We start from the raw sequence: 14,118 nt of genomic DNA, 5'->3' as shown, positions 1-14,118 counted from the left end.
AATCAGTGCGTATGCTGATCCATACAAAGTGGTTGGACCACTATAGAGAGGCCTGATAGATGGGTGACGGTACCGTAAGACAGCTTCCACGGTTTTCAATCGGAGTCGGCGACCGGTTCGCCCATCAGGCAAAGGCGCAGCTCGCCGCATGCGCCAAGGCGCTGGAGGCGGGCGTTGAAGTCGCTCCGGTGTGGAACAAGTCCAACCGTGAACACAACATCATCGGCAGCGATCCGGCGCAGACACGCAAGGCCGCCGATGCCGCGGTCAAGGAACTCGGCTGGAAGAAGGCCTACTTTCTCGACGCCGACCATATCAACCTGAATACGGTCGAACGCTTCCTTGCGCCCTGCGACTTCTTCACCCTCGATGTCGCCGACATGATCGGCAAGCCCGCCGACGCGGCCGACGTGGAAACCTTCGTCGCTCGCCACCCCGAACTCATCGGCACCGTCGCCATCCCCGGCATCGCCGAGCCCTTCCATACAAACCCCGTCTTCGTCGCCGGGGTGGCCAACAAGTTCCTCGCCGCCGTGCAGGACGCCGGACGTATCTACCGTTTCCTCGTCGAAAAGAAGGGCGCGGCCAACTTCATCCCCGAGGTCTCCATGGACGAGACCGATTCGCCGCAGACCCCCGTCGAGCTGCTCATCATCCTTGCAGCTATCGCCGACGAGAAGATTCCCATTCAGACCATTGCGCCCAAGTTCACTGGCCGCTTCAACAAGGGCGTCGACTACGTCGGCGACGTCCAGCAGTTCGCCCGAGAGTTCAACGAGGACATCGCCGCCATCGCCTTCGCCGTCAAGACCTACGGTCTGCCTGCCAGCCTCAAGCTCAGCGTTCACTCTGGGTCCGACAAGTTTTCCATCTACAAGGCCATCCACGATGCGGTCAAGAAGTCAGGCGCAGGTGTTCACCTGAAGACCGCTGGTACGACCTGGCTCGAGGAGGTCATCGGTCTCGCCGAGGCGGGTGGCTCCGGCCTCGCCATCGCAAAGGAGGTCTACCGCGAAGCCCACGGCCACCGCGAAGAGCTCTGCGCGCCCTACGCTACCGTCATCGACATCGACGTTGCCAAACTGCCCACACCCGATCAGGTCGACGGCTGGACGAGCGAGCAGTTCGTCTCTGCCCTGCGCCACGATCAGTCCAACCCTGCCTACAACGCCAGCCTGCGCCAGCTCCTGCACGTCGGCTTCAAGGTGGCGGCCAGGATGGGCGACCGCTACCTGAAGGCCCTAGAGGCCAACGAAGAGGTGGTTGCAAGAAATGTCACCACGAACCTCTTTGATCGACACATCCGCCCCGTCTTTCTGGGATCATAAGAACGATGCAATATCCGTGTCCCTCCAATGATGTGTCATCTCGACCGAAGCGCAGCGGAGTGGAGAGATCTGCTTCTCCGCCGCTCGTCCTCCGAGTCGCGAACCGGGTCGTGGCCAAATGATCGTCGTTCTTATGGGAGTCACCGGCTCCGGCAAATCCACCATCGGTGAGTTGCTGGCGCAGCGCACCGGTGCAGTCTTCGCCGATGCCGACGACTACCACCCGCCCGCCAACAAACAGAAGATGGCCTCAGGTCATCCCCTCAACGACAACGACCGCCAGCCCTGGCTAGAGACTCTCAACCAGCTCATGCGGGGATGGTTCAAGGAGCAGAAGAGCGGCATCCTCGCTTGCTCCGCCCTCAAGCAGAAGTATCGTGACACGCTGGCCTCTGGTATGCCTGAAAGTGCAATTCATTTCGTTTGGCTCGATGGCTCACCTGAGCTTCTCACTGAGCGGCTTGCAGCACGGCATCACGAGTTTATGAACCCCAACCTGCTCAAAAGTCAGTTCGATACGCTCGAACCCCCGGCCGACGCTTTGCGTATAGTGAATGATCGTGCCCCGGAAGTGGTCGTCGACACCATCTTGGAACAGATATCCGCAGGCACTAAGACGAATTAGTAAAGGAGAGAAATTTTCATGGCGCACTCGTTGTTCGATCTGACCGGTAAGACAGCCGTAGTGGTAGGTGGAACCTCAGGCATCGGCCTGGCAATGGCGATCGGACTCGCGGAATCGGGAGCAGATGTCGTCGCCACCTCGCGTCGCGCCGAACAGGTCGAAGAGGCCGCGAAGGCCATCGAAGCCAAAGGCCGCCGCTCCCTCCGTCTTGCCTCCGACGTCGGCGATCGCGCCTCGCTCGAAGCTCTTCTCGATGGCACCCTCAAGGAGTTCGGCAAGGTCGACATCCTCATCAACTCGGCCGGCAAGATCAAGCGCGAGCCCACTCTCACCGTCTCCGAGGAGACGTGGAACGACATCATGGACACCAACGTGACCGGGACCCTGCGCGCCTGCCAGATCTTCGGCAAGCACATGCTCGACCGCGGGTACGGACGCATCATCAATATCGCGTCGCTCAACTCCTTTGTTTCGCTCAAGGAAGTCACCGCCTACGCCACCAGCAAGGCAGCAGTCGCGGCGCTCACGAAGTCGCTGGCCGTCGAGTGGAGCTCGCGCGGTGTCACCGTCAACGCCATCGCCCCGGGAGTCTTCCGCACCGCACTCAATCAGAAGCTGCTCGACGAAAGCCCCCGCGGCCAGGAACTTCTTATGCGCACCCCGATGGGACGCTTTGGCAAAACCGAAGAGCTGATCGGTGCTGCTATCTACCTCGCCAGCGATGCCTCCACCTTCGTGACCGGAGAGATCCTCGTCGTCGACGGAGGCTTCCTCGCCAGCGGAGTCAACCAGTAAGCATTCACCAGGAAAATGTTTCAAACGCTGCGCAGCCAGGGAATCCGCACATTTTGCAGGATTTTCTCGGCTTGACTGTGCAAAACCTGCCCGTTCTTGAATTGCCGGTTCGTGCGGAAGAAACCTGAATCCTTCGACCATCTACAGCCATCCAAATAAAACCTTTATTTGTAATCCTTTGCGCATTTTGGTGTGGATGGGTGAACCTTGATATTTCCGGCAAGTAGAATTCAAAGCACCATGTCCTTTGCTCTTGAGAACGGCACGTTCGACGCGCTCGTTTTCGATTGCGACGGTACGTTGGTCGATAGCGCCAGTGCGCACCTCTACTCCATTCAGGAGGCTCTCGCGCCGCTGGGCCTGACGATGCCTCCCGAGTGGTATCACCCGCGCCACGGACTAGGACCGGAAGATCTTCTGGACGCATACGAGGCCGACTTCAAGGTCGAATCTCTGGTCAGATCTGATTTCTATGAACGCGTTAATGAAGCTTATCTTGCGGGTATAAACCTCATCCAGGAGATTAAGGTTGTGACCGACGTCGCCCGCGACTGGTTCGGGAAGGTCCCCATGGCAGTCGCGTCCAACGGTATTAGGAAAAACGTCGAAGCCACCCTGATCGCTACCCGTCTGCGGCCGCTCTTCTACACCATTGTCACCGCCGACGATGTGAAGCATGCAAAGCCTGCCCCAGACGTTTATATCGAGGCGGCGCGCCGCATGCGCGTAAAGCCCGACCGCGTCATCGTCTTTGAAGACTCCGACGAAGGACTCGAGGCAGCTCGCCGTGCCGGAATGCGCAGCCACGATATTCGCAAGGTCTGGTCGCCTGTGCGATCGTCGCAGGGCTAGAGCTTCGACAAGTACTCCACGATCTCAGGGCTGGTCCAGTTCTGCGCAGAGACGAATTTACGTCGCAACATGCCTTGCCGGTCGATGACATAGGTCTCGGGAATCTGTACCGTGCCGTACATCGTCTGGATCTTTTGAGAAGGATCGCGGACGGCGAGCAGGCCGATGTGGTTCTTTGTCATGAACCGCTGGTAAGCCTCGGGGTCTTCATCCATGCTGATCGTGACGATCTCTATCTGCGGCATTTGTCGATGCAGTTCCATTAACGATGGAAGCTCATCGATACAGGGTGCGCACCACGAGGCCCAGAAGTTGAGCAGAACCACCTTGCCCCGGAACTTCGAGAGGTCCGCCGACTGCGACCCATCGCTGATCGAAAACTGAGGAGCGGCCTTATTTACCCGTTCGGGGTGCTGCCCCCGATCGCAACCGGTCGATATGATCGCAGACAGTATCAACGCCAACGCTAGTAACCCTCTCTGCACCGAAGCCTCCACCTTCCTATAATACGAAGTCGTGACCCAGGACGCAGAAAAGGACAAACAAAAACAGGAGATGGAACTCTCCGTGATCGTGCCGGCGCGCAACGAAGAGGCGTCGTTGCCTGCCTGCCTTGGTTCGTTGGTTAGTCAGTCCGAACCCGGCTTCGAGCTGGGGCGTCACTGGGAGCTTATCGTCGTCAACGACGACTCAACCGACTCGACCCGCGACATCGCTACGAATCTCGCTGCAAAACAGGCTGGGATTGTTGTGATCGACGCACCCTCACTCGACCTGAGCGCACGAGGGGGCTTCACCGGCAAGAATAACGCCTGCTGGGCTGGCGCCCAGGCCGCGCAGGGAGCGTGGCTGCTTTTTACCGATGCCGATACCGTTCACGAGACGAATGATCTTTCGCGCTCGATCCGTGAAGCTGAGCGCCACAACGTTGAGCTGCTCTCTTACTCGCCTCGACAGCTTGTGACCGGCTTCTGGCAGCGCAGCGTGATGCCTCTCGTGTTTTCGGAGCTTGCCAGTGTCTACAGGATGAAGGAGGTCAACGATCCTGAGCGTCGCATCGCCGCGGCAAACGGCCAATTCCTGCTGGTCAAGAGCGATGCATACTTTTCTGTCGGCGGCCATCGCGCCGTCGGTAAAGACGTGCTTGAAGATGTTGCGCTGGCCCGTAACTTCAAGCGAGGTCGTCATCCTATCCGCTTCCGCTATGCTCCCGACGCGCTCTCAACCCGTATGTATCGCACGACAACGGACATGATTGAAGGCTGGACCAAGAACCTTGCAGTGCTTTTTCCCCGGCCGCTCTATCTGGCCGCGTGGCGTGTCCTCGATCTGGTGCTCTTCTTCGGACTGCCTGCGCTGGCGCTTGGTGTTCCATGGCTCGTAAACTGGCAGCGGGGAGCGTTGCTGCTGATATGGGCGCGAACGCTCTGGCGTTTCTATGCAAGAGTGACGCGGTCGAACTTTCCGGCATTTGATGTTGCGATCTCTATTCTCGGTGTGCCTTTGTTTGTATTTCTGCTGAGTCGAAGCACGATCCACCACCGGCTCCACAGGTCGGTGACTTGGAAGGGACGCAGCTATAAGACCGGTCTGTAACCTCAAAGACATCTGCTGAGTCTAATGAGGTATCAAAACAAGTTGAGAGTAAAGAATGATATTTCTTACGCGTAAGGCGGAATTCTCCTCTGCACATTACTACTGGGTGGACAGTTGGAGCGAACAGGAGAACCAGCGTGTCTTTGGCAAGTGCGCCAATCGCAATGGCCACGGCCACAACTACACGCTTGAAGTCACGGTGGCGGGCGAAGTGGATCCCGTCTCGGGATTTGTCGTCGATCTGAAGAAGTTGAAAGACATCCTCGATCGGGAGGTCGTCGGCGTCTACGATCATCGCCACCTGAACCTTGAGGTGCCGGAGTTCCGCACCTCGATTCCTACGACTGAAAATATCGCTATCGCCATCTGGAACCGGCTTGATGACAAGATTCCCAACGCGCGCCTGCATCGTGTGCGCGTCTACGAGATGCCCGATCTCTTTGCGGATTTTTACGGGGAAAAGGGAGAGCAGGCATGAAGGCCTATCTTTCGCGCCGCTATCACTTCAGCGCTTCGCATCGGCTGCATAGCGATGCGTACAATGAGTCACACAATCGCGAAGTTTACGGCAAGTGCAACAATCCACATGGCCACGGTCATAACTACACCGTGGAGGTTACCTTTAGCGGCCAGGTGAACCCTATGACGGGCATGGTCTGCAACCTGGGTGATCTCGATGCCTTTGCGAAGACAAATCTTCTTGATCGCTTCGATCACACGAATCTCAACACACTTTCACCTTTTGCGAATCGTGTTTCGACTACGGAGAATCTATCCATAGAGGTTCATCGCATCTTTGCCGGTTTTCCCATGGCCCACCTGGAGCGGATTCACGTCGAGGAGACCAGCAACAATTCATTTGATTACGCCGGTGGGGCGATTCCTCCCGACGGGGCACTATGAGCGGCAAACAGGAAATTATCAGAAAGGCCCACACTATGGCCGGCATAAATACAGCGCTTGAAGCGCCTGCACTCTCCGAGTTCTCCACGCAGGACCTGTACCGGGAGATTCTCGCCCGTATAGGTGAAGATCCCACCCGCGATGGTCTTATCCGTACACCCGAGCGTATGGAGAAGGCGATGGCCTTTCTGACGCGGGGCTACAACATGAACATCACGAATGTTCTGCACGAAGCACTCTTCGACGTTGACTATGACGAGATGGTGATCGTCAAAGATGTCGAGTTTTTCTCCATGTGCGAGCACCACCTGCTGCCATTCTTTGGCAAGGCCCATGTTGCCTATGTTCCGAATGGAAAGGTTATCGGTCTCAGCAAGATTCCGAGGCTGGTCGACGTCTTCGCCCGTCGCTTGCAGGTGCAGGAGAGGCTGACGCGACAGATCGGCGAAGCCATCACCGAGGCGATCAATCCCCAGGGGGTCGCCGTCATTCTGGAGGCGCAGCATCTGTGCATGATGATGCGTGGAGTCGAGAAGCAGCACTCAAGCACTGTCACCTCGGCCATGCTTGGCGTCTTCAAGACACAGTTGCAGACCCGCAATGAGTTTCTCTCGCTTGTCAGGCGCAGCGGCAACGGTGTTTAGCCGGTAAACTAAGCGATGGGATGAATGGACTTCTTGTAATCGACAAACCTGCCGGTATGACATCTCACGATGTGGTTGCCGTCGTGCGACGCGCGTCTGGCGAGCGTTCGATCGGGCACATGGGAACGCTCGATCCGATGGCGACAGGAGTATTGCCACTCCTGCTGGGCAAATACACACGGCTGGCGCAGTTCTTTGGCGCTGCGGAGAAGAGCTACGAAGGCAGGATACGCTTCGGTTTCGCAACCGACACCTTTGACGCGGAGGGTGAAGCGACGGCGGAGCCGGTTTCTCTGACGCTTGCTCTCGATGCTCTGCGAGAGTTGGCAAAGCGCTTTCATGGCGAGATCGACCAGGTCCCTCCCATCTACTCCGCAAAGAAGATTCAAGGCGTCCCTGCGCATAAGCTGGCCCGCGCCGGAGCAGAGGTGCCAGTCAAACCGGCGCGCATCACGGTTCACAGCTTCGAACTGGAGTCGCTTGCAGGCGATGAGGCGACCTTCACGATGCGCGTCTCCGCCGGAGGCTATGTCCGCTCCGTCGCTCACGAACTTGGGCAGCTTGCAGGATGCGGCGCGCACCTGTCTTCTCTGAGGCGGACCCAGGCTGGTCCTTTTACGCTGGAGCAGGCGATTACGATGGATGAACTCAAAATGCTCACACCTGACACGATTCAGGCGCGGCTTCCGCACCCACGGACGCTTCTGCCGGAGATGCCATGCGTTACGGTAGACGACCATACGGCAGGGAAGCTGCGCAATGGAATGCAGGTCAACCTGCCTGACTTCTCTCAATCGCCGCTGGTGAAGATTTTTACCAGCCCCGCTGACCTGCTCGCGATCGGTCGCCGCGTTGCGGGAACACTGATGCAGCCAGTCGTTGTCATAGGCTAAGGCGTCTTCTTCAACAAGGGCTGGATCAGCGAAAGGACATTCTGCGCCACAACCTTGTTTCCCTCGGAGGTGGCGTGCGTACGGTCGGCCTGCATCATGCCATCGACCCCGAAGATTCCCTTGAGCAGGAAGGGCAGCATGGGGACGCGGTACTTATCGGCGAGCAAAGTATACGTCTCGTTGAACTGCTTGATGTAGTCGGGACCGTAGTCGGGTGGAAGCGTGATGCCTGCCAGCACAACCTTTGTCCCGCTTTCCTTGAGCGTGGAGACGATCTTGTCGAGGTTGGCGCGAGTATCTGCGATGCGCAGACCACGCAGACCGTCGTTGCCGCCAAACTCCACCACGACCAGTGCAGGCTTCATCGCGATGATCGAGGCAACACGGTCGACGCCATCTTTGGTCGTGTTGCCGCTTATGCCCGCATTGACAACCCGGTAGGAGTATCCCTTCCTGTCCAAATCGCTCTGAAGGTAATCGGGATAGCTCTGGCCGGGATCGGTACCGTAACCGGCCGTGAGGCTATCGCCAAAACAGACGATGCGTGGACGAGGGTCGTTTTGCTGATCGTTGCCGGACATTGAGGGAACCAAAGAGGGGCTTGCTTCGTTCCTTGTTGTGTCAGCGCCTGCATCTGGCGGTTGTATGCCGGGCTTGTCCGAGCGGCAGCCGCTCAGCGATGCCAGGAGAAACGCTAGTATAGGAACAATTGCGACTCGCCGCATGTATATGAATCTATCAAGGGTGAAGCCGGGGGAGTAAAGGTGACTGAAGCAACGGCGGTGATCGTAGTCGAGGATTTGCGAAAGTCGATACGCAATGGCGCGCGCACAGTGGACATCCTCAAGGGGATCGACTTTCAGGTGCCGCGCGGGCAGTTTGTCGCCATTATGGGTTCTTCAGGCAGTGGTAAGTCGACCCTGCTGGGCCTGCTGGCCGGCCTTGATACGCCGACTGCGGGCGAGGTGAAGCTGAATGGCACGGCCATTTCTTATCTGCCTGAAGACAAGCTCGCGAAGGTGCGCGGGCGTACCGTCGGCTTTGTCTTTCAGTCGTATCAGCTTGTTCCTACGTTGACCGCGTTGGAGAATGTTCTTCTGCCTTACGAGCTGAATGTGGAAGGAGACACCGACGCCGGATTGAGACGCGCGCGCGAACTGCTGACCAATGTGGGGCTCGGCGACCGCATGGACCACTATCCGGTACAGCTCTCCGGTGGCGAGCAACAGCGCGTCGCCCTTGCGCGGGCCTTTATTCTGCGGCCGCCTATTGTTCTGGCCGATGAACCGACGGGCAACCTCGATACGACCAACGGGACACATGTTCTGGAGCTTCTGCTGAACCTGAACCGCAGCGAAGGAACCACGCTTGTCCTGGTGACGCATGACCCGATGCTGGCAGGCTACGCCGATCGCCGCATTGTTCTTCGCGACGGACTGGTGATCTCGGACGAACTGACGCCCAAGAATTCAGAAGAGCTGGTGCGCTAGCCATGGCATCGCTCTCGTACCGCACGGCGCTAAAAATTGCGAGGCACGAGATGCGTGCTTCGAGCGGAAAATTTTTCTTTGTCGTGCTCTCCATCGCTATAGGTGTAGGAGCGCTCACCGGCGTGCGCGGATTTTCATCGTCGTTCCGGTCGGCGCTTCTTGATCGTGCCCGGTCGATCATGGCGGCGGATCTTTCGGCGCGCATGTTCCAGCAGCCAACGCCGGAAGAGCAGAAGGGGCTGGATGCGATAGAGGCGGAATCCATTCAGATGACGCCGGTTACAGAGCTGCTTTCTATGGCCAGCTCGGCGAAGACGCTGGACCCTCTTCTGGTGTCGTTGAAAGCAGTCGACCCGAAGATGTATCCGTTTTACGGTGAGGTCGAGCTTCAACCTGCGGGGCGCCTGCGCGACGTTCTGCACGACGATACGGTCGTGGTTGCGGACGATCTGCTGGTGCGTCTGCGGCTCAACATCGGCGATTCGCTGAAGGTGGGCAATCGCATCTTTCGCATTGCTGCGGTAGTGGTCAATGAGCCGGACCGCCTCTCTGGAAACTTCGCGGCTGGACCCCGCGTCTTTATCTCGCGCGAAGGGTTGGACGCGAGCGGTCTGCTGGCCCCTGGGAGCCATGCAGGACAACGGTACCTGTTCCGTGTGCCGAAGCCGGAGAACGGTGCGCCTATCTCTGAATCGGCGGTCGCGAGCCTCAAGGAGCGTCTGGAAAAACTGCTGCCTGAGGCGCAGGTGATCGACTACCGCGAGACCAATCCGGCATTGACCCAGGGGCTGGATCGCGCGACCAGTCTGCTCTCGCTCATGAGCCTGGTCGCTCTGGTGCTTGGAGCAGTCGGCGTGGCGATGGCAATGCGTGCGCATCTCGAACAGCGGCTCGACACGATTGCCATTATGAAGGCCATCGGCGCTGGGTCCGGCGAGATCATCCGCATTTATCTTATCCAGACGCTGATGCTGGGAGTGCTGGGCGCCGTGCTGGGGATTGCGCTGGGCACAGGTGTGCAGATTGCCTTTCCGTATGTCCTGGGCAAGATGCTCAACGTGCCGACGAGCGTTCATCTGCAGATACGAACGATATTGACGGGGCTTGCGACCGGTGTGCTGACGACCCTGCTGTTTACGCTGCCGCCGCTGCTCGACATACGCTCGGTACGGCCGGTGTTGATCTTCCGCAGAGCGGTTGAAGAGAGCGCCGACCCCTTTGTGACCGCGTTTTTCCGAAAGCTTTCAAAGAACCTCGCTCAAATCGTCGCGGTCGCGCTTATCCTTGCGGGACTTGCGGCAATTGCGACCACGCTGTCCGATTCCGCGACTGTGGGGCACGTCTTCTCCATCGGTCTTGTCGCAGTGCTGGCCGTTCTATTGGCGGCATGTGCTGCGTTACTTGCGGCCTTGCGATGGTTTCTCTCGCGAACACGTTTGCGCCTGCCATCGGCGTTGCGTCATGGGCTGGCGAATCTTTATCGCCCGGGCAATCCATCGGCAGCGCTACTGGCGGCTGTTGGTATGGGAGTCATGCAAATTACGGCAGTGTTTCTGGTGCAGCAGGCTGTTGTGTCGGAGCTGCATATATCGAGCGCACCTAATCTGCCGAATGTCTTCATGATCGATATCACGAGCGATGAAATTTCCGGCGTGCGCACATTATTGAAAGCCCAGCCTGCGGTCACTGCCGATCCGGAGCTTCTGCCTGTGGTCTCATCGCGCATCATTGCTATCGATGGTGTTCCGGCGAACCAGGCCAGGCTCAAGAACTTCCCGCGCAGGATGCTGCAGACGATCTCACTGACGTCATTCACCGCTCCACCCGTCGGGACGAGCGTCACCGACGGAAAGTGGTGGGGTGCGGAAGAGACACATCCACAGGTTGCGATAGGTAGAAGGACGGCGGAGCGGCTGGGCGTGAAGGTAGGCTCGAAGATCACCTTTGCCGCACAGGATGCGCAGATTACAGCGACGGTTACGGCGCTTACAAAGGCCGATGGTCAGCATACTTATGCACGCGCCGAGTTTATTCTGCCTCCGGCGGTGCTCAGGGGTTTGCCGGTTGTTTGGTATGGCGGAGTGCATGTCGATCCCAATCGTGTCGGCGAGGTGCAGCGCGCGCTATATAAGAGCTACCCGACGATAACGGTGATCAATGTAGCGCAGGCGCTGGAGACGGTTCGGTCAGTCGTCATTCAGATTACCTACGTCATTCAATTTCTCGCCGCGTTCAGTGTCTTTGCAGGTATCGTCATTCTTGCCAGTGCGATAGCCGGGACCCGCTACCGCAGGATTCGCGAGGTGGTTGTGCTGAAGACGCTTGGCGCCACACGTGCACGGATTGGCACAGTTTTCTCGGTGGAGTTTGCTGTGCTGGGGCTGGTTGCGGGCATTGTCGGTGTAGGGTTTGCAAATCTAATTGCGCATAGCCTGCTTGGCCGTATGTCCGTTCCGTATCGTTTTCACTGGAGCTGGACGCTGGCGGCTTTGTTCGCGACTGCAGCGATCACGGTGTTTACGGGGTGGGCAGCGAGCTTCAGGGTGCTTGGACAGAAGCCTCTTGAGGTGCTGCGCGAAGAATAAATCAAGCCAGATGCGCGTCCGTTGTAGGATTGAACGTGACTTGCAATCCATGAACTCTGGTGCCCTGGATGACAGCAGTAGATGCGAAGGTGCGCTCAGCACACGCTGACCGGTTTGGCTCAGAAGCAAAGACGTATTCAGCTCCAGCCCGCGTAAACCTGATTGGCGAGCATACGGACTACACGGGCGGTCTGGTTATGCCGATGGCGATCGGGTTTCGCACGGTTGCTGCTATAAGCCCACGCAGCGACGGTAAGGCCGTCTTCTATTCGACAAACTACGGAGAGGCGCGAGAGTTTGATATCGCTTCTCTGGGGAAAGAGCCGGATGGGCGTTGGAGCGATTATCCGGCTGGCGTTCTGTGGAGTTTGAAGCAGGCAGGTATCGGTCCTAGCGGATTCAATATGAGTCTTGATGGGGATGTTCCGCTTGGAGCCGGACTCAGTTCCTCGGCTTCGGTTGAAGTTGCCGTCGCAATCGCCATACTGTCTCAGATGAAGATGAGACTTCCGCTTGAAGAGCTTGCGCCGCTTTGCCGTGCGGCGGAAAACGAGTATGTCGGGGCGAAGTGCGGAATTATGGACCAGTTTATCGTCGCTGGCGGCGTTGAGCATCGCGCAATGATGCTGGACTGTCGTTCGCTGGAGTATGAGCTGCTCCCGCTGCCTTCCAGCGTTCGTGTTGTGATTGCCAATTCGATGGTAAAGCATTCGGTAGCAACCGGAGACTACGGCAATCGCCGCGATGAGGTGGAAGCAGGTCAGGAGGTTCTGCGGCGCGAGCGACCGGGAATCGAGTTGCTGCGCGATGCAGCGGTTGCAGATCTCGATGCCTGTCGCGGAAAGATGAGCGCTGAAAGTTATGCCAGGTGCAGGCACATCATTACCGAGAATGCGCGTGTTATGGCGGCCCGCGAGGCTCTGCTTGCAGGGGATATGAACCGATTTGGCGAGTTGATGATCGAGGCACACGCGAGCATGCGCGACGATTTTGCTGCAAGCTGCTCTGAGGTCGATTCACTGGTTGAGATTGCGCGTCGTCAGCAGGGATGTTTTGGCGCGAGGATTACCGGCGGCGGCTTTGGTGGATGCACGGTGAATGTGGTGAAGACTGAGTCTGCAGCGACGTTTGTGGAGCAGGTCAAGCGCGACTACGAGCTTGCCGTAGGAATCAAAGCCGATTGCTTTGTTTCTTCACCTTCGGACGGCGCTTTGGCGCTGTTTGAGAAGGCGGGTGCAGCGTGAACCCACTGGCGCAGCAGAATCCTCATCGCAGGTTCAATCCGCTGAAGCGCGAATGGGTGCTGGTTTCGCCGCACCGTACGCAGCGTCCCTGGCAGGGGCAGGTGGAGAAGCTGGTTCAGCCAGCAGCAAAGAGCTACGATCCGGAGTGCTATCTGTGCCCGGGAAATATGCGAGCGGGCGGGGTGCGCACGGACGACTACGCGAGCACCTATGTCTTTGAGAACGACTATGCTGCGCTCAAGCCCGACGCTCCGCGATTTCATGACAATGAAGGCGGCAAGGGGTTGCTGGTCGCTGAGGGCGAGAGCGGCGTCTGTCGCGTCATCTGTTTTTCGCCACGGCACGATTTGACCTTGGCGAAGATGGATGTCGGCGACATTCGCAAAGTCGTGGACCTTTGGGATGTGCAGACGCAGGAGTTGGGCGCGCGCGAAGGCATCCGCTATGTGCAGGTCTTCGAGAACCGTGGCGCGATGATGGGTGCAAGCAATCCGCACCCGCATGGTCAGATATGGGCCAGCCGTTCGGTCCCGAATGAAGCTGTGGTTGAGCAGGCGGCGCAAACGGCATATCTTGCGGAGCATGGCTGCTGTCTGTTGTGTGCCTATCGCGAGATGGAAACCAGGCTCGGTGAGCGCGTGATCGCTACCAACGCGAGCTTTGCCGCACTGGTTCCTTTCTGGGCGGTGTGGCCGTTTGAGGTAATGATTCTTCCTCTGCGCCATGTCGCAGATCTTGCCGCGATGACCGAGGTCGAGCGAGTCGATCTGGCCGCGATGTTGAAGACAGTGACGTCAACCTACGACAAGGTCTTCGACACACCGTTCCCTTACTCGATGGGGCTGCACCCGCGACCTTTCGATGGCGCAGAGCACGAGGAGTGGCACTTTCACCTGCACTTTTATCCGCCGCTGCTGCGTTCGGCCACGGTGCGGAAGTTCATGGTGGGCTTTGAGCTTCTGGGTTCGCCACAGAGGGACATCACGGCGGAGTCGGCGGCAGAGACATTGCGTCAGGCCGCACGGAATTAGTTATCCTCCGAACCAAATTCCGTAAAGTTCCATTTATACAAAGATAGGGAGAATTTGGCCGATAGGAGGAAATTGATGAGGTGGAAAATACGATCATTCGGCTGCTTTGGTTCAGGATGACAACGTTTGGGG

General features: G+C 58.0%; 15 protein-coding genes. 13 read left to right on the top strand and 2 right to left on the bottom strand.

Features of this window, described 5'->3' with window-relative positions; genetic code table 11:
* Nucleotides 1-59: 59 nt before the first annotated feature.
* The 4 genes from JSS95_05745 to JSS95_05730 all read left to right on the top strand — a co-directional run bounded on the left by JSS95_05745 (nucleotide 60) and on the right by JSS95_05730 (nucleotide 3,600).
* Nucleotides 60-1,328 (top strand): hypothetical protein, encoded by a 1,269-nt coding sequence (locus JSS95_05745; GenBank protein MBS1799311.1) that lies wholly within the window; start codon nucleotides 60-62, stop codon nucleotides 1,326-1,328.
* 118 nt (nucleotides 1,329-1,446) lie between these two features.
* A complete protein-coding gene (locus JSS95_05740) occupies nucleotides 1,447-1,953 on the top strand; it encodes a gluconokinase (GenBank protein ID MBS1799310.1) in 507 nt (168 codons plus the stop codon).
* A gap of 18 nt (nucleotides 1,954-1,971) precedes the next feature.
* Nucleotides 1,972-2,748: a glucose 1-dehydrogenase gene (locus JSS95_05735; protein MBS1799309.1), complete on the top strand. Its 777-nt coding sequence runs from the start codon at nucleotides 1,972-1,974 to the stop codon at nucleotides 2,746-2,748.
* 240 nt (nucleotides 2,749-2,988) lie between these two features.
* On the top strand, nucleotides 2,989-3,600 hold the full coding sequence (locus JSS95_05730) for an HAD family phosphatase (GenBank protein MBS1799308.1): 612 nt from the start codon (nucleotides 2,989-2,991) through the stop codon (nucleotides 3,598-3,600).
* On the opposite strand, the gene JSS95_05725 is transcribed toward JSS95_05730, so the two are convergent.
* Nucleotides 3,597-4,052: a TlpA family protein disulfide reductase gene (locus JSS95_05725; GenBank protein MBS1799307.1), complete on the bottom strand. Its 456-nt coding sequence runs from the start codon at nucleotides 4,050-4,052 to the stop codon at nucleotides 3,597-3,599. The genes JSS95_05730 and JSS95_05725 overlap by 4 nt on opposite strands.
* A gap of 103 nt (nucleotides 4,053-4,155) precedes the next feature.
* Here JSS95_05725 and JSS95_05720 point away from each other — a divergent pair, with 103 nt between their 5' ends.
* From JSS95_05720 to truB, 5 genes are read left to right on the top strand one after another with little or no spacing between them, the layout of a single operon-like run.
* Nucleotides 4,156-5,196 (top strand): glycosyltransferase, encoded by a 1,041-nt coding sequence (locus JSS95_05720; protein ID MBS1799306.1) that lies wholly within the window; start codon nucleotides 4,156-4,158, stop codon nucleotides 5,194-5,196.
* Nucleotides 5,197-5,251: 55 nt separating this feature from the next.
* A complete protein-coding gene (locus JSS95_05715) occupies nucleotides 5,252-5,674 on the top strand; it encodes a 6-carboxytetrahydropterin synthase (GenBank protein MBS1799305.1) in 423 nt (140 codons plus the stop codon).
* Complete coding sequence (locus tag JSS95_05710) at nucleotides 5,671-6,099, top strand: 6-carboxytetrahydropterin synthase (protein MBS1799304.1); 429 nt, start codon at nucleotides 5,671-5,673, stop codon at nucleotides 6,097-6,099. Before JSS95_05715 ends, JSS95_05710 begins: the two co-directional genes overlap by 4 nt.
* A gap of 35 nt (nucleotides 6,100-6,134) precedes the next feature.
* A complete protein-coding gene (gene folE, locus JSS95_05705) occupies nucleotides 6,135-6,743 on the top strand; it encodes a GTP cyclohydrolase I FolE (GenBank protein MBS1799303.1) in 609 nt (202 codons plus the stop codon).
* A 20-nt stretch (nucleotides 6,744-6,763) separates the two neighbouring features.
* The gene (gene truB, locus JSS95_05700) at nucleotides 6,764-7,636 is read left to right on the top strand and encodes a tRNA pseudouridine(55) synthase TruB (GenBank protein ID MBS1799302.1); all 873 of its coding nucleotides are present in this window, start codon (nucleotides 6,764-6,766) and stop codon (nucleotides 7,634-7,636) included.
* Here the strand turns inward: truB and JSS95_05695 are convergent.
* On the bottom strand, nucleotides 7,633-8,361 hold the full coding sequence (locus JSS95_05695; protein MBS1799301.1) for an arylesterase: 729 nt from the start codon (nucleotides 8,359-8,361) through the stop codon (nucleotides 7,633-7,635). The genes truB and JSS95_05695 overlap by 4 nt on opposite strands.
* 57 nt (nucleotides 8,362-8,418) lie before the next feature.
* Between JSS95_05695 and JSS95_05690 the strand changes: the two genes are divergently transcribed.
* The 4 genes from JSS95_05690 (at nucleotide 8,419) to JSS95_05675 (ending at nucleotide 13,986) form a co-directional block, all read left to right on the top strand.
* On the top strand, nucleotides 8,419-9,126 hold the full coding sequence (locus JSS95_05690) for an ABC transporter ATP-binding protein (GenBank protein MBS1799300.1): 708 nt from the start codon (nucleotides 8,419-8,421) through the stop codon (nucleotides 9,124-9,126).
* Between the two features lie 2 nt (nucleotides 9,127-9,128).
* Nucleotides 9,129-11,711 (top strand): ABC transporter permease, encoded by a 2,583-nt coding sequence (locus tag JSS95_05685; GenBank protein ID MBS1799299.1) that lies wholly within the window; start codon nucleotides 9,129-9,131, stop codon nucleotides 11,709-11,711.
* A 68-nt stretch (nucleotides 11,712-11,779) separates the two neighbouring features.
* Nucleotides 11,780-12,955 carry a galactokinase gene (gene galK, locus JSS95_05680; GenBank protein MBS1799298.1) on the top strand — a complete coding sequence of 392 codons (1,176 nt, stop codon included), beginning with the start codon at nucleotides 11,780-11,782 and terminating at the stop codon, nucleotides 12,953-12,955.
* The gene (locus JSS95_05675) at nucleotides 12,952-13,986 is read left to right on the top strand and encodes a UDP-glucose--hexose-1-phosphate uridylyltransferase (GenBank protein ID MBS1799297.1); all 1,035 of its coding nucleotides are present in this window, start codon (nucleotides 12,952-12,954) and stop codon (nucleotides 13,984-13,986) included. The genes galK and JSS95_05675 overlap by 4 nt, the downstream gene beginning before the upstream one ends.
* Nucleotides 13,987-14,118 lie beyond the last annotated feature (132 nt).

Source organism: Acidobacteriota bacterium (assembly GCA_018268895.1).
In the GTDB taxonomy this organism is placed as follows: Bacteria; Acidobacteriota; Terriglobia; order Terriglobales; family Acidobacteriaceae; genus Edaphobacter.
Note: the sequence above shows the minus strand (reverse complement) of the source record. Positions and strands in the feature narration are given on the sequence as shown.